This is a genomic window from Streptomyces sp. NPDC004561, assembly GCF_053602155.1.
Map to the genome: position 1 here is coordinate 1 of NZ_JBSGDB010000197.1, position 15442 is coordinate 15442.

The 15442-nt window shown below is 72.3% G+C and carries 15 protein-coding genes and 1 pseudogene; 4 read left to right on the forward strand and 12 right to left on the reverse strand.

What is annotated here, in order from left to right; translation table 11 throughout:
• Positions 1 to 89: 89 nt before the first annotated feature.
• A pseudogene (locus ACWEN3_RS24390) lies at positions 90 to 452 on the reverse strand (sirohydrochlorin chelatase); the annotation flags it as partial.
• A gap of 153 nt (positions 453 to 605) precedes the next feature.
• Between ACWEN3_RS24390 and ACWEN3_RS24395 the strand changes: the two are divergent.
• The 3 genes from ACWEN3_RS24395 (at position 606) to ACWEN3_RS24405 (ending at position 4662) form a co-directional block, all read left to right on the forward strand.
• Positions 606 to 1283: a SanA/YdcF family protein gene (locus ACWEN3_RS24395; RefSeq protein ID WP_452974749.1), complete on the forward strand. Its 678-nt coding sequence runs from the start codon at positions 606 to 608 to the stop codon at positions 1281 to 1283.
• Between the two features lie 104 nt (positions 1284 to 1387).
• Positions 1388 to 3772 (forward strand): molybdopterin oxidoreductase family protein, encoded by a 2385-nt coding sequence (locus ACWEN3_RS24400; protein WP_452974752.1) that lies wholly within the window; start codon positions 1388 to 1390, stop codon positions 3770 to 3772.
• 59 nt (positions 3773 to 3831) lie between these two features.
• Positions 3832 to 4662: an arylamine N-acetyltransferase family protein gene (locus ACWEN3_RS24405; RefSeq protein ID WP_452974755.1), complete on the forward strand. Its 831-nt coding sequence runs from the start codon at positions 3832 to 3834 to the stop codon at positions 4660 to 4662.
• A 1-nt stretch (position 4663) separates the two neighbouring features.
• On the opposite strand, the gene ACWEN3_RS24410 is transcribed toward ACWEN3_RS24405, so the two are convergent.
• A complete protein-coding gene (locus tag ACWEN3_RS24410) occupies positions 4664 to 5095 on the reverse strand; it encodes a gamma-glutamylcyclotransferase family protein (protein ID WP_452974758.1) in 432 nt (143 codons plus the stop codon).
• 143 nt (positions 5096 to 5238) lie between these two features.
• On the opposite strand from ACWEN3_RS24410, the gene ACWEN3_RS24415 reads away from it, so the two are divergent.
• Positions 5239 to 6888, forward strand: a complete 1650-nt coding sequence (locus tag ACWEN3_RS24415; protein WP_452974761.1) for a M4 family metallopeptidase — start codon at positions 5239 to 5241, stop codon at positions 6886 to 6888.
• Positions 6889 to 6951: 63 nt separating this feature from the next.
• Here the strand turns inward: ACWEN3_RS24415 and ACWEN3_RS24420 are convergent, their stop codons facing one another.
• The 10 genes from ACWEN3_RS24420 to ACWEN3_RS24465 all read right to left on the reverse strand — a co-directional run.
• Complete coding sequence (locus tag ACWEN3_RS24420; protein WP_452974764.1) at positions 6952 to 7245, reverse strand: Dabb family protein; 294 nt, start codon at positions 7243 to 7245, stop codon at positions 6952 to 6954.
• Positions 7242 to 7565 (reverse strand): chorismate mutase, encoded by a 324-nt coding sequence (locus ACWEN3_RS24425; RefSeq protein WP_452974766.1) that lies wholly within the window; start codon positions 7563 to 7565, stop codon positions 7242 to 7244. Before ACWEN3_RS24425 ends, ACWEN3_RS24420 begins: the two co-directional genes overlap by 4 nt.
• A complete protein-coding gene (locus ACWEN3_RS24430) occupies positions 7562 to 8749 on the reverse strand; it encodes an aminotransferase class I/II-fold pyridoxal phosphate-dependent enzyme (RefSeq protein ID WP_452974768.1) in 1188 nt (395 codons plus the stop codon). The genes ACWEN3_RS24425 and ACWEN3_RS24430 overlap by 4 nt, the downstream gene beginning before the upstream one ends.
• Positions 8739 to 10058: an MFS transporter gene (locus ACWEN3_RS24435; RefSeq protein WP_452974771.1), complete on the reverse strand. Its 1320-nt coding sequence runs from the start codon at positions 10056 to 10058 to the stop codon at positions 8739 to 8741. Before ACWEN3_RS24435 ends, ACWEN3_RS24430 begins: the two co-directional genes overlap by 11 nt.
• Before the next feature lie 43 nt (positions 10059 to 10101).
• A complete protein-coding gene (locus tag ACWEN3_RS24440) occupies positions 10102 to 10881 on the reverse strand; it encodes an SDR family NAD(P)-dependent oxidoreductase (protein WP_452974773.1) in 780 nt (259 codons plus the stop codon).
• Positions 10882 to 10895: 14 nt separating this feature from the next.
• Complete coding sequence (locus tag ACWEN3_RS24445; RefSeq protein ID WP_452974775.1) at positions 10896 to 11663, reverse strand: SDR family oxidoreductase; 768 nt, start codon at positions 11661 to 11663, stop codon at positions 10896 to 10898.
• On the reverse strand, positions 11660 to 12361 hold the full coding sequence (locus ACWEN3_RS24450) for a cupin domain-containing protein (protein WP_452974777.1): 702 nt from the start codon (positions 12359 to 12361) through the stop codon (positions 11660 to 11662). Before ACWEN3_RS24450 ends, ACWEN3_RS24445 begins: the two co-directional genes overlap by 4 nt.
• Positions 12342 to 12974, reverse strand: a complete 633-nt coding sequence (locus ACWEN3_RS24455) for a hypothetical protein (protein WP_452974780.1) — start codon at positions 12972 to 12974, stop codon at positions 12342 to 12344. The genes ACWEN3_RS24450 and ACWEN3_RS24455 overlap by 20 nt, the downstream gene beginning before the upstream one ends.
• 48 nt (positions 12975 to 13022) lie before the next feature.
• Complete coding sequence (locus ACWEN3_RS24460; protein WP_452974782.1) at positions 13023 to 14279, reverse strand: MFS transporter; 1257 nt, start codon at positions 14277 to 14279, stop codon at positions 13023 to 13025.
• Positions 14272 to 15442 (reverse strand): ATP-grasp domain-containing protein (locus ACWEN3_RS24465; RefSeq protein ID WP_452974785.1); only part of this gene is annotated, 1171 nt, incomplete at its 5' end. The genes ACWEN3_RS24460 and ACWEN3_RS24465, both read right to left, overlap by 8 nt.

Consider the following 15442-nt stretch of genomic DNA (forward strand, 5'->3'; position numbering starts at 1 on the left):
ACCGGCGGCGTGCTCCTGCCGTTCTTCTCCTTCATGACGTTCCTGATCGCGGTCCCGACCGGCGTGAAGTTCTTCAACTGGATCGACACGATGTCCCGCTTGACGTGGTGGCCGCGGCTCAGGAGCAGCGGGACGAGCACGGCGCGGGCGTCGCCGAGGGCCGCGAGGGTGTCCGGGAGCAGCGGCTCGTTCAGCTCGATGTGGCCCAGGTGGACGGGGAGGGCGGGGCGCAGCTCGCGGACCCGCTCGGCGAGGGCCCGTACGGTGGTGAGCGCGCGCGGGTCGCGGCTGCCGTGGGCGACCAGGACGAGGGCGGGCGGGGCCGGGCGGCGGCCGAGCGGGGAGACGAGCCGGAGCCGGCCGGCGAGCCGGCTGCTGATGCTGTTCATGAGGTGCGCCGTGCTGTCGAGGTGGATGGCGGACTCGGAGCTGGGAGGGTGCGACGCCGTCATGGAGCGATCCTGACGGCAGGAGGTTGCGTGGCCGTTGCCGGGCCGTCACAGGCGTTTTCCGCCGGATCACGTCGTACGGATGCACGATGTGAGGCGAACCGGAGCGCCGCCGCCGGCGTCCTCCAAGGACGGAGCCGATCGCTGGGGGGCCGTATGAAGATCCGTCGACCGCGGTGGCCGCGCACCCGCGCCGGGCAGCGGCGGCTGGTGCAGGCCGTGATGGCCGGGTGCGTGCTGGCGCTGCTGCCGGCCGCCTGGCTGTACGTGTCCACGGCGGACCGGCTGCGCACCACGGCGGACGCGCCGCACGCGCCGGTGGCGGTGGTGTTCGGGGCCGGGCTGTGGAACGGGGAGCCGTCGCCGTACCTCGCGCACCGGCTGGACGCGGCGGTGCGGCTGTACCGGGCGGGCCGGGTCAGGGCCGTCCTGGTCACCGGGGACAACAGCCGCAAGGACTACGACGAGCCGGACGCCATGCGCGCGTACCTCACGCGGCACGGGGTGCCGGGCGGGCGGATCGTCCGCGACTACGCCGGGTTCGACACCTGGGACTCCTGTGTCCGGGCCAAGAGGATCTTCGGGGTGGACCGGGCCCTGCTGGTCAGCCAGGGTTTCCACATCCGGCGGGCGGTGGCGCTGTGCGAGGCGGCGGGCGTGGACTCGTACGGGGTCGGGGTCGACGACAAGCACGACGTGACCTGGTACTACGGCGGCACGCGGGAGGTGTTCGCGGCGGGCAAGGCGGCGCTGGACGTGGTGTTCCGGCCGGATCCGCAGTTCCTGGGGCCGAAGGAGCCCGGGGTCGCGCGGGCGCTGGCCGCCGGGCGGTGAGCTCGCCCCTCACGGCGTCCGGTGGCGCGCGGGGAGGTCGCCGTGCCGGGCGCGTAACCGGAGGCGGCCCGGGGACGTAACACGCCCCGACCACGCTGGACGGCATGGAGAACGCCTCGACGCCCACCCACTGCCCGTACTGCGCCCTGCAGTGCGGGATGAACGTCACGCCCCTGCCGCAGGGGGGCGCCGAGGTGACCGGGCGGGCGGACTTCCCGGTGAACCGGGGCGCGCTGTGCGGCAAGGGCCGTACGGCCGCCGAGGTGCTGTCGCCGGCGGTGCGGCTGACCTCGCCGCTGGTGCGGTCCGGTGGCCGGCTGGTCGAGGCGGGCTGGCCCGAGGCGCTGGACCGGATCGCCGAGCGGCTCGGGACGACGCGGGCGCGGTACGGTCCGGACGCGCTCGGGGTGTTCGGCGGGGGCGGGCTGACCAACGAGAAGGCGTACGCGCTCGGGAAGTTCGCACGGGTGGCGCTCGGCACCTCGCAGATCGACTACAACGGCCGCTTCTGCATGTCGTCGGCCGCGGCGGCCGGTACGAAGGCGTTCGGGCTCGACCGGGGGCTGCCGTTCCCGCTGGAGGACATCCCGCGGACCGGGTGTGTGATCCTGGTCGGCTCCAACCTCGCCGAGACGATGCCGCCCTCGCTGCGGTTCTTCACCGAACTGCGGGAGAACGGCGGCACGCTGATCGTCGTGGACCCGCGCCGCACGAGGACGGCCGAGCAGGCGGACCTGCATCTCGCGCCCCGGCCCGGAACCGATCTCGCCCTGGCGCTCGGCCTGTTGCACCTGGTGGTGGCGGAGGGCCGGACCGACGAGGCGTACATCGCCGGGCGCACCAGCGGCTGGGAGGAGGCGCGGGCCGTGGCGATGGCGCACTGGCCGGAGTACGTGGAGCGGATCACGGGGGTGTCCGTCCCCCTGCTGCGGGAGGCGGTACGGCTGTTCTGCGAGCCCGAGGCGGCGATGGTGCTCACCGCGCGCGGGCCCGAGCAGCAGTCGAAGGGCACGGACACGGTGGGCGCGTGGATCAACCTGTGCCTGGCGACCGGCCGGGCGGGGCGTCCGCTGTCCGGGTACGGCTGTCTGACCGGGCAGGGCAACGGGCAGGGCGGGCGCGAACACGGCCAGAAGGCGGACCAGTTGCCGGGGTACCGCAAGCTGGACGACCCTGCGGCGCGGCGGCACGTGGCCGGGGTGTGGGGCGTGGACCCGGACACGCTGCCCGGACCGGGGCGCAGCGCGTACGAACTCCTCGACGCGCTCGGCACGGACATCCGGGCGCTGCTGCTGATGGGCTCCAACCCGGTGGTGTCGGCGCCGCGCGCGGCACACGTCGAGGAGCGGCTGCGCTCGCTGGACTTCCTGGCCGTGGCCGACGTCGTCCTGTCCGAGACGGCCGAGCTGGCGGACGTGGTGCTGCCGGTCACCCAGTGGGCGGAGGAGACGGGCACGACGACCAGCCTGGAGGGCAGGGTCCTGCTCCGCCGCCGGGCGGTCCCGCCGCCGCCCGGCGTCCACAGCGACCTGTACGTCCTGCACGAGCTCGCCGCCCGCCTCGGCGTGGAGAAGGGCTTCCCCACCGACCCCGAGCAGGTCTTCGAGGAACTCCGCCACGCCAGCGCGGGCGGCCCCGCCGACTACTCCGGCATCACCTACCGCAGACTGGCGGCAGAAAATGGCTTGTTCTGGCCGTGCCCGGACAACGTGCCGGGGGTAGCGGCCACCGCGACGGCGGGGGCGGACGGTCAGGAGGAAGCGGCGGGGGCCATGGCCTCGGGGGCGGCGGGCACCGTACCGGGGGCAGCAGGTCCCGAGGGGGCCACGGCGGGTCCGGCGTCGGGGGCGGGAGGCCTGACGAGGGCGGGCGCGGTACCAGTGACCGCGGACCCGGAAGCGGTCACGGCCGACGCGGGGACAGCCGGCGTGGAGGGCCTGCCCGGGTGGGCGGGCGGCGCCTCCGGCCCGGTCGGAGGTGGGGGTACTGGAGGGGAGACGGTGCCCGGTGGGCCGGTGCATCCCGGTACGCCCCGGCTGTTTCTCGATCGGTTCGCCACGGCGGACGGGCGGGCGCGGTTCGTCGCGGTGGCGCACCGGGGTACGGCGGAGGAGCCGGACGCCGAGTATCCGCTGCTGCTGACCACCGGCCGGGTCGTGTCGCAGTACCAGTCGGGCGCGCAGACCCGCCGCGTGGCGGAGCTGAACGCGGCCGCGCCCGGCCCGTTCGTGGAGCTGCACCCGCGCCTCGCGGCCCGGCTCGGCGCGGCCGAGGGCGATCCGCTCGCGGTGATCTCCCGCCGGGGCCGCGCGGTGGCCCCCGCCCGCATCACCTCCGCCATCCGCCCCGACACCGTCTTCATGCCCTTCCACTGGCCCGGCGAGGGCCGCGCCAACAACCTCACCAACCCCGCCCTCGACCCCACCTCCCGCATGCCGGAGTTCAAGTCGTGCGCGGTGCGGGTGGAGGTCCTCGGCCCACAGGTGTAGACCGGGATTCCATCCGTGGGCCGAGGCGGCGGGGGGCGGGCGCGGCGTACGGTCGGAGCATGTCCGACAGCGAGCAGTTCGATCTCGGCGCCTACCTGGACCGCATCGGGTGGGAGGGCGGCAGACAGGCCGGTCTCCGGACCCTGCGGGGCGTGCATCTGGCCCACGCGCTGTCCCTGACCTTCGAGAATCTGGACCCGGTCGCCGGCCGGGCCCCGTCGCTGGCCGTCGGCGACCTGATGGCCAAGATGGTGCACGGCCGGCGCGGGGGCTACTGCTACGAGCACAACACCCTGCTGTGGCGGGCGCTGGAGGCGCTCGGGTTCCGGGTGACCCCGCTGGCGGGGCGGGTGGTCCTCGGCGCCGAGACGCCCGAGAGCCGGCCGCGGACGCACGCGATGCTGCGGGTGGAGGTGCCGGGAGACCCGCGGCCCTATCTGGCGGACGTCGGCTTCGGGGCGGCCGGCGCGCTGCTGGAACCGGTGCCGCTGGTCCTCGGCACCGAGTTCGAGGGCGCGGGACGGCGGCACCGCTTCGTGCTGCTGCCGCACCACGGGCCGCTGGAACTGTGGGCGTTGCAGGCGTACGACCGGTTCCGGGACGAGTGGGTGAGCCAGTACGCGTTCACCCAGGAGCCCTTCACGGCCGCCGACTTCGAGGTGTTCAACTGGCACGTGGGCACCAACCCGCGCTCCCCCTTCACCCACCGTCCGTATCTCCAGCGGACCACCCGGGAGCGCCATCTCGCCTTGGACGGCGACCGGTTCACCGAGACACGGCCCGACGGCACGGTCACCGAGCGCAAGCTCGCGGACGAGGCGGAGGCGCGCCGTGTGGTGGAGGAGAAGTTCGGTGTGGCCGTGCCCGAGGGGCTGACGCTGCTGGGCTGAGTCAGCGGCGGGACAGCCAGTCACCGTCCTCGATGCGGGTGCCGGCGACGCGCAGCCGGGCGGCGACGGGCGGGGCGGCCAGGTAGACCCAGGCGCGGACGGTGACGCCGTCGGCGCGCAGGACGGGGCGGGCGACGCGTTCGTAGAGGTTGCGGGGGTCGCCCGGCGTGTACTCCTCCAACCGGTCCAGGGCGGCGAGGAGTTCGCCGTAGGCGTCGGGACGGGCGGTCACCACTTCTCCGCGCACCTCGCCGCCCGGCTGCGCGACGGCGTAGGGATAGCCCGGCCCGTCGTAGAGCACCGCGTCCGGGAGGCGGCCCGGTTCCTCGGCGAGCGTGCGGCCGCGCAGGAACAGGTCGTGGTTGGGCTCGCCGGGGCGCAGGGTGCCGTAGACGAAGAAGGGCAGCGGGTCTCGGGGCTCCGTGACGGTCACGGAAGCGATTCTGGTCCCCCGCCGCCTTCTCACACATCTCCATGAACGCCCTATGGACATGACATGTCATGGCCCTTTAAAAATCTCAGTGACATCCCGCGCCTTCCCCCACACCCCAGCCTGGCGCCTCCCCGAGGAGACAGATGAGCCGGATACGGCAGCACGTCCGAGGTTCCCGTCGTCTCGCCACCGCCGGTGTCGCCGTCACCACCGCGACCCTGCTGGCCGTCACCCTCTCCCCCGCCGCCCACGCGGCCAACAGACCCACCCGCGCCACCGCGATCGAGCACGCCGCATCGGCGCTCCTGTCCCACGCGGCGAGCCTCGGCCTCACCTCCGCGCAGGACACCAGCGTCCGTGACGTGATCGTGGACAAGGACGGCACCCAGCACGTCCGCTACGACCGCGCCTACCACGGACTCCCGGTACTGGGCGGCGACTTCGTCGTCCACCTCGCCCCGAACGGCGGCTACCGCAGCGCCGACCGCGCCACCCGCGGCACCGTATCCCTGTCCTCGATCACCCCGAAGGTGCTCGCCACGAAGGCCGCCGACCTCGCGGTGAACGCGCTGCGCGCGGCCAATCTCGGCGACCGGCTGCAGCAGGTCAAGGCCAAGCCGGAACTGGTCGTCGACGCGCTGCACGGCGCCCCGAGGCTGGCCTGGCGCACCAACGCGGTCGGCCTGGACTCGCTCGGCAACCCGGTCGCCCGCACCGTGCTGACCGACGCCCGCACCGGCGCCCAGATCGACGCCTGGGACAGCATCGAGACGGCCACCGGCGACGGCCAGTCGCTGTACAGCGGGACGGTGCCGCTGGAGACGACCCAGTCCGGCTCGTCCTACCAGCTCAAGGACCCGACCCGGGGCAACACCTACACCGGTGACGCCGCCAACAAGACCGACACGTGCTTCCTCGGCATCTGCTTCAGCCGGGCCCCCGCCACCGTGTTCACGGACGCCGACAACCACTGGGGCACGGGCAGCACGGCCGACCGCTCCTCGGCCGCCGTCGACGCCCAGTACGGCACCAACGAGACCTGGGACTACTACAAGAACGTCCAGGGCCGCAACGGCATCGCGGGCGACGGCAAGGGCTCGTACAACCGCGTCCACTACGGCAGCAACTACAACAACGCCTTCTGGGACGACAGTTGCTTCTGCATGACGTACGGCGACGGTGACGGGACCACCTTCGGGCCGCTGGTGGCGCTGGACGTGGCCGGGCACGAGATGACGCACGGCGTGACGTCCAAGACGGCCGCGCTGACCTACTCGGGCGAGTCCGGCGGGCTGAACGAGGCCACCTCCGACATCCTCGGCACGATGGTCGAGTGGTACGCCAACAACCCCTCCGACCCCGGTGACTACCTCATCGGCGAGAACATCGTGAAGCCCGGCTTCGGCAAGACGGCCCTGCGCTACATGGACCAGCCGTCCAAGGACGGCAGCTCCGCGGACTACTGGAGCTCGTCGGTCGGGAACCTCGACGTCCACTACTCCTCCGGCGTCGCCAACCACTTCGCCTATCTGCTGGCGGAGGGCAGCGGACCGAAGACCATCAACGGCGTCAGCTACAACTCGCCGACGTACGACGGCTCCACGGTCACAGGGATCGGCCGGGACAAGCTCGGCAAGATCTGGTACCGGGCGCTGACGGTCTACATGACGTCCTCGACGAACTACGCGGCCGCGCGGACCGCGACCCTGAACGCGGCCAAGGACCTCTACGGCGCGGGCAGCACGGAGTACAACACCGTGGCGGCGGCCTGGAGCGCGGTCAACGTCAACTGAGCACGGCGCGAAGGCGGTACGGCCGCCCCGGCCACGGTGCCGGGGCGGCCGTCCGGCCTTCCGTCACACCTCGACGTCGACCACGACCCAGTCGCTGATCTCCCGCCACTGCCGGATGGCCTGCTGGTGGAACGGGTGGACGAGATAGCGCTCGACCTTGTCCATGTCGTCCAGGAGTCCCTCGACGAGGAAGTCGTAGGCGATCTCGCGCGGGGACACGTTGCGGCCGCAGCGCCACTCGTGCAGCTCGGGCACCTCACGGCCGACCTGGGTGGCGGTGCGCTCCGCCGCCTGGGCGCGGGGGTCCCGCCAGTCGATCCCGGACTTGAACTTGAAGAGCACGACGTGGCGTATCAACGGTTCTCCCCCCGGCACAGCTTGAGGACGTCCATCGCGATCCGGGTGCCGTCCGCGCCGAGCCCGTCGCGGTAGCGGGCCAGGATGTCCATCTCCCGGGCGAACACCGTGCGCGGGCCGCCGGAGCCGACGCGTGTGCGCTGGATCCGGGCGGAGACCTGAACCCGTTCGGTGAGCAGCTCGATGATGCGCCCGTCGAGAGCGTCGATCTCGCCGCGGTCCGCTTCGATGCGGGCCCCGGCCTCGGCCGGGCCGGCCACGGTCGTGCCGGGCTCGGCCGTCTCGGTCATGGTTGTTTCCGTCATGGTCGTGTCCGTCATGGTCGACGGTTCCTTTCCGTGTCGTTCCAGAAGTCGGCCAGTCGGACGACGGCCTCCTTGAGCCGGTCCTCCGGCGCCAGCAGGCTCACCCGCACATAGCCCTCGCCGTGCTCCCCGAACCAGCGGCCGGGCGCCACCGCCACCCGGGCGCGGGTCAGCAGTTCGTCGGCGAAGGCGGCGGAGTTGCCGCCACCGGGGATCGGCAGCCAGGCGAAGACGGACCGGGGCACGTCGATGTCCCATCCGACGTCCCGGACCCCGGCGACGAAGACGTCCCTGCGGCGTTCGTAGGTCTGCGTCAGCTCCCGGACGCAGTCCTGCGGGCCGGTCAGTGCCTCGGCCGCCGCGCGCTGGATGAACGGCGGCAGCGAGACGTAGTAGTGCTCCTGGATGAGGTTGATCGCGGCGACGACCTCGCGGTTGCCGACGACGGCGCCGATCCGCCAGCCCGCCATGTTGAACATCTTCGACAGCGAGATGAACTCGACGCCCACCTCCTTGGCGCCCTCGGCCCGCAGGAAGGAGACCGGCGCCTCGCCGTCGAACCCCAGGCCGCCGTAGGCGAAGTCGGACGCCACGATCACCTCGTGCTCGGCGGCGAACCCGACCGTGTCCTCGTAGAACCGGAGGGGGGCCGTCACGGCGGTGGGGTTGTTCGGGTAGTTCAGGAACATCAGCCGGGCCCGCTCCAGCACGGCCGGGTCCAGGGCGCCGTAGTCGGGCAGGAAGCCGTTCTCCCGCAGGAGCGGCATGGGGTGCATCCGGGCGCGGGCGAGGACCACCCCCGCCCAGTAGTCGGGGAAGGCCGGGTCCGGCATCAGGCAGACGTCCCCCGGGTTCAGGAAGCACTGGCTGATCTCCACCAGGCCGGCCTTCGCGCCGAACAGGATGGCGACCTCGGTCTCGGGATCCAGCCGGACCTCGTGGTGCGTCGCGTACCACTGGGCGACCGCGGCCTTGAGCTCGTACAGCCCGGAGAAGGACGGGTAGCGGTGCGTGGCCGGATCGAGCACCTCCCGGCGCAGCGCCTCGACGATGTGCGGCGGGGTCGGCAGGTCGGGGTTGCCCTGGCACAGGTTGACGACGTCCTCGCCCGCCCGGACCAGCCCGTCGATGCGGGCCACGGTCGTCGCGAACGAACTCCTCGGCAGATCCAGCAGCCGGCGTGCGAACTCAGTCCTCATGTGCGGCCGCCTTCGTCTCCGGGCCCACGGCGGGGCCGTCTTCGGGGGTCGCGGCCGGGCGGCCGCCTCGCAGGGCGGACCATCCGCTCAGGCCGCACGCGACGAGCGTGATCACGGCGCAGACCCAGCCGACGGCGGCGAAGCCGTACGCCGAGAACAGCGGGCCGAGCACGGCCGCCCCCAGCGCCACCGCGAGATTCGTCGCGAGGCTGTAGAAGGCGAGGACGGTCCCGCGGTGGCGTGGGGAGCACTCGCTGAGCAGGGTGCTGAGCAGGGTGACGACCAGGCTCTGCATGGCGCCCCACAGGAAGAGGCAGCCGACCAGCGGCGCGGTCCACCGGGTGACCTGCGGGATCACCGCCAGCGCCGGAACCAGCCCGGCCAGCAGGCCGACGAGCACCCGCTCCTTGCCGCGTTCGTCGGCCCACCGGCCGGTGACGAAGCTCGTCGAGAACCCGAGGCCGTACACCAGGATCACGAGACCGGTCAGCGAGCTGCCGGTGCCGAACCGGTACTGCAGGGCGCTGCCCAGGTAGGTGTACATGCCGTAGAAGCCCAGCATGTTCAGGAAGGTCGCCAGCATGTACACGAGGACCTTCGGGGCCAGGAGGGCCCGGGCGGCCGAGCCGGGCCCGCCGCGCGCGCCCGCCGTCTCCCCGGGCTCCCGCGCCGGCCCGGTGGCCCCGGCGGACTCGGTGGGTTCGCCATGCTCCTCGGTGGCCGCACCTCGCCGGCCCGCCCGGACCAGCACGCAGGCCACGAGGGCGCCCAGGACCGACAGCAGCCCGAAGGTCCAGCGCCAGCCCGACCACTGCCCGACGAAGGAGCCCATCGGCACGCCCAGCACGAGCGAGAGCGACCAGCTCGACACGATGACGCCCATGGCCCGGGCGCGGTACCGGTAGGGGATCTGGTCGCCGACGAAGGCGTAGGCGGTCGGCACGAAGGCACCGGTGGCCAGGCCCGCCACCGCCCGTCCCGTGAAGAACAAGCCGGGCCCGCCGGCGCCCGCGCACAGCAGCGTCCCCAGGACGAACGCCGCCATGCCGACCACCAGGCACAGACGGCGCGACACCCGGTCCCCGAGCGGGGCGAAGAGCAGGGCGCCGACCGCCGTACCGATGCCGTAGGTGCTCACCGAGAGCGCCATCACGGCCACCGACGTGTCGAACGACCGGGCCATGTCCACGAGCAGCGGCGAGACCACCAGCTCCTCCGAGCCGACGGCGAAGATCCCCGCCATCAGGGCGAGGACGGTCAGCAGGGGGAACCCGCCGGCGCCGTCGTCGCCGTTCCATCGGTCCGACACTCGGTCAGCCTTTCTCTCGGTGCGGGGAGGGGAGGTCGCGGCCCTACAGGGCCGTGTAGCCGCCGTCGACGGTGAGCGCGGCGCCCGTGATGAACGACGACCTGTCGGACGCCAGGAAGAGGATCGCGTTGGCGACGTCCTCGGGCGTGCCCAGGCGGCCGAGCGGATTGAGCTTCGCCTTCTCCTCCTTGACGGACGCGTCGTGGCCGATCGAGGAGTCCGTCATGGGGGTGTCGATGATGCTGGGGCAGACGCAGTTCGCCCTGATCCCGTACGGCGCGTAGTCCACGGCGAGGGACTTGGTCAGCATCATGACCCCGCCCTTGGTGGCGTTGTAGGCGGCGATGCCGGGCCAGGCCACCAGGCCGCTCACCGAGCAGACGTTCACGATCGCCCCGCGCGAGGCCGGGATCATCTCGCGCAGCGCGTGCTTGGAGCACAGGAACATGCTCTTCAGGTTGGTGTCGACGAGCCGGTCCCACTCGTGCACCGGCATCTCGTGCACCGGCGTGGATATCTCGATGCCGGCGTTGTTGACCAGGACGTCGACGTGCCCGAACGTCTTGGTGGCCGTGGCGACGAGGTTCTCGCAGTCCGGCTCGCTGGTCAGGTCGGTCCGCACGAACAGCGCGTCGTGACCGTCGGCGCGCAGGGCGGTGACGAGGTCGGCGCCGCCCCGCTCGTCGATGTCGGCGACGACGACCGTCGCGGCCTGCCGGGCGAACTCGATCGCGGTCCGCCTGCCGATCCCGGACGCGCCGCCGGTGACCACGGCCACCTTGCCCCGGAAGTCCTTGCCGTCCGTGAGGTGTTCCTCGGACACGGGTTCCTCTCCTCTCACACGCATGTCAGTTGTCCGCCGTCGACCGAGATCTGCTGTCCGGTCAGGTACGACGCCTCGTCGGACGCCAGGAATCCGATGACGGCGGCGACCTCGTCGGCGCTGCCCGGCCGGTCCATGGGGATCGCCCGGCGCAGCCGGTCCTCCGCCTCCCGCGGGGAGATCCCGCCGGTCCGGCTCAGATGCTCCACGGCCCGGTCGTAGCGGTCGGTGCGGATGGTCCCGGGGTGCACGCAGTTCACCGTCACGTTGTGCCGGGCGTACTGGTTCGCCAGGTACTTGGCGGCGTTGGCGACGGCCGCGTTGACCAGGCCGGACAGGAACATGCCGGGGGCGGGTTCCTTCCCGATGTTGCCGACGACGTTGACGATCCGGCCGAATCCGTTGCGCACCATCACCGGCGCGACGGATTTCACCAGGTCCAGACAGGGAACCAGTTTCTGTTCCATCGCGGCGGTCACGTCGCCGGAATCCACGCTGTCGAAAGAACCGGGCAGCGGTCCGGGCGCGTTGTTGACGAGTACGTCGATCCTGCCGAGCCGGCGTTCCACGTCGGCGATCAGTTCCGCACGGAAAGCGGGTTCCGTGATGTCGCCCGGATACACGTGGGCGGTGTTTCCGCCGCCCGATTCCCGGGCGACCTTCTCCAGATCGTCGCGGCCGCGGGCGCACAGGACCGTGGTGTGTCCCCGTGCGGCCAGACGCAGCGCGGTCGCGCGGCCGATACCCCGGCCGGCGCCCAGGACGAGGGCTACCCTGGTCACTCGTCCTCCTTCTTCTCTCCCGGCTTCGGGACGCGGTGGTAGCGGGGCGGGATGAAGATGTTGAGGGAGCGGGCCAGGGCCGGATTCGGGTTCGCCGCGCCGTGTCCCTCCTGGCTCGCGCAGAAGTACGTGCCGCCGAAACGCAGTTCGTGGCGCGTCTCCTCGACGGTCATCTCGTAGCGTCCCTCCAGGCATATCCCGATCTGCTCGTGGGAGTGCTTGTGATAGGGCATCTCGCCGCCGCCGGGAATGTCGGCGATCATCAGCTCGATCCAGTCGGCGAGGAAGAACGTCACGTCCATCTTCACGAACTTCCGCGACTCGATCGGTTCGAGGAAGTATCCGCTGGGCGCCGGATACGCCTCGTCCGGCTTGTTCCGCCTGATTTCGAGGACGACGGTCTCCTCCGCGGACGGGTTCTCCACCGAGAGCGCGACGCCGGGCGGGACGACGTAGACGTCGTGCTCGGCGCGCATCCGCTTCGTCACCTCCCCCACGGTCGCCGTCAGTTCGCCGCGTACGACCATCCCGACCTGCGCCTCGGCGCTCGACCGGGCCGCCACGACGGCGCCGGGCGGCAGATAGGTGACCCGGACCTCGGTGTCGTCGCGCCGGTAGGACTCGAGGCGGATCCCGTCGTCGTGCAGGACGAGGTCGGGGGCCGGGAAGTAGAGCCGTTCATCGGTGTGCGTGGTCATCGCGGTCCTTCCGTCGGGAGAAGACAGTCCATGTCATGGGAATCCGTGCGAACTTGTAGACGAACTTCAGGTTGTGCTGCTTGACCGCCTCCTCGTTCGTGATGGCGATGTTGTACCGCCCGTCCGCGACATCGCCGGCGGCCTGGCTCGTGGAGGTCGCGGTGACGAGGTTCACCGGCCGCTGGAAATGGTGGTGCAGCAGCGGAATGGGCGCGGGATGCGATACGACCGTGTCGCTGTAGAGGAGTTCCTCGTGATAGGCGAAGTCGGTTCGCGTGGCCAGGCCGTACTCCGGTGTGCTGCCCCGGAAGACGAGTGCGGGTTTCAGCTCGGGGTTCATGTAGAAGGCGTTGATACCGGGATAGGCGTGCGCCACCAGCACGAGATCGACGCGCTTTTCGGTGAGGGATTCCACACACTGTTCGTATGTGTTCTCCAGGAGGATCCGGAATCCTCCGCGGGCGCCGAGCGCGCGGGACATCGCCCGGGCGATGTACTCGCTGCTGGTTCCCTCCGGTCCCAGTGTGCCGAGTGTGATGGAGCGTGCGGAATCCGCGGGAATGAGCGCGTTGAACGCTCGGCTTTCCATGTCGGGGATCTGGAGTATCTCCACGCCCTGTCCTTTTGAGTGGTCCGATGATCCGTCGGGCGGTTGCCCGAGTCAATGCGGCACGGGAATACGGCTGTTCCGTTCCGTGGCTGCGCCGCCGCGGGCGAGAACCGTGCCGAGGCACAGAAGAGCGATCAGCAGGACCCAGCCCGGTGCGCCGCCGGGCAGGACCACGGCGGTCATCAGCACCGGGCCCACCACCAGCTGGGCGCTCTGTCCGACCTGGAACAGGGCGAGGTAGCGGCCCCGCTGGGCCTCGGCCGACAAGGTGTACGACAGCTCGTAGCCGGCCACCGCGTGCAGGTTCTCGCCGAGCGTCAGCAGCACGACGCCGGCCGCGGTGAGAACGGCCGCCGACGCGACCGGCAGGCCACCGGCGCCCATGAGGGCGAGGCAGGCCAGGGTCAGCGGGACGAGGGCCAGGCCGAGGGTGCGCCGGGCCCGCGCGGTGTCCGCCGCCAGCCTGGCGAACGGCACCTGGAGGAAGATGGTCATCAGGGTGTTGACGCCGAGCAGGACCGGCACCAGGCTCGCCGGCGCACCGTGCCGGGTCGCCACCTGGGCCGGGATCAGCACCTGGAGCACGGAGTCGTGGAGGGCGAGCAGGGCGTTTCCGGCGGTGAGCGCGAGGTAGCGGCGGTCACGCCACGGGCTGCCCGGCCCGGGGAGCGGTTCGGTGGCGGGCGGAGCCGGTGGGCCGGTGTGCGTCCCCGGGAGGGGCTGTGCGAGTCGGAGTGCGCGGCGCGCGGTTCCGGCGACGACGAGGAACGAGGCCGCGTTGAACAGGAACAGCGCGACGAACCCGCCCCGCCCCGGCAGCACGAGGACCGCGCCGGCCAGCACGAGACCGAGCGACATGCCCGCGTTGCGGATCGCGTTGACGGACGCGAGGGCACGGGTGCGCCGGTCCGGTGCCTCCACCAGGGCCACGACCGCCTGCTGCAGGGGCGAGCAGGCGCGGTCCGCCGCCGTCACCAGGCCGGCCAGCGCGAGGTAGGCCGGGAAGCTGCCGACGAGGACGAAGCCCGCGTAACCGGCCGCGCGTACCACCATCAGGGCCAGATACAGACGGGGTGCCCCGAACCGGTCGGCGAGCCGGCCGACCGGCAGCGGGCTGAGGATGCCGCAGACCGCGGCCAGCGAGAGGGCCAGGCCCACCTGCGCGGGCCGCATGCCGACCTGGCCGACGAAGTAGAGGGTGGAACTCGCCAGGAACGCGCCGCTGCCGGCCGCGCTGACCCCGATGCCGCCCGCCAGGAGCCGGCCGGAGCGCGTCTCGGGCAGCAGTGCCCGCAGCCGGCTACGCATCCCCGCCGGCCTCCACGGTCACCGCGCCGGCGAACCACCGCGCGAGTCCGGTGAGCCGGCGTGCGACCTCCTCCTCGTCCGCGCCGGCCACCACCGCCGCGCCCGCCCCGCTGTCCGAGGCGCGCCTGGGGTCGGCCAGCACGTCGCCGGGGCGGGCGGCGAGGTCGGCGAGGACCACGCCGTCGCGGGCCATGACCTGGTCCGCCCCGGGCAGCGAGACGATCCGCCCGCCGCCCGGCACCGCGAGGAACACATGGCCGTACCCGCGCGGCGAGCGTTCGGCGGCCAGGGCGCACGAGGGGAGGCCCAGGACGGCGCGCGCCCACTCGTCGTGCAGGTCGACCCCGAACTTCTCGCGGATGACGACGAAGGCCTTGCCACCGCTGACCCGGCCCCCGCACTCGCTGAACACCAGCCGGTCCGCCTGCCGGAACGCCTCCAGGTGGAAGACGCCCTCCCGGTGGCCGAGCGCGTCGAGGGCGCCGTCGCACAGCCGGGTCGCCCGCGCGTAGAGGTCCTCGTGGACGGTGGGGTCCAGGGCGACGGCGCCCACGATCGCACCGGAGCGCACCCGGATGGCGTTGTGCAGGTAGCGCGAGACGGAGAGGAACACCACCTTGCCCTCGCGGACCACGCCGTCCAGCATCAGTTCGTCCCCGGAGACGAACTCCTCGACGAGCCACGGCCCGCCGGCGCCCTCCGCCTCGACGCCGCGCACGGCGCGTTCGACGGACTCGGCGGAGTCCAGGACGTAGGTGTGCCGGGTCGCCGCTCCCGCGAGGGGCTTGACGACGGCGGGCAGTTCGGCGGCGCCGGGAAGCTCGCCGATGTCGCCGATCACCCGGCAGCGCGCCACCGGGATGCCCGCCCGCCGCACGGCCTCCTTCTGTACGGCCTTGTCACGGAGCCGGACCGCGGTCGACGGGTCCATCCAGCGGGTCGCGCCCTCGGTCACGGCCGCGGTCACCAGGGTGAACTCGTGCTGGCTGCACACGATGTCGTAGTCGCCCGGGACCCGGCCCTCGCGCAGCAGCCCCGCGAGGACGTCCTCGACGCTGCGCGGATCGGGCACCGGCACGGAACGGTAGACGCCGGCGGGCGCCGGGGCGGCACGGTCCTCGCCGGGCCGGTGCACGCACGTCACCTCGGCGCCGTGCGCGTGC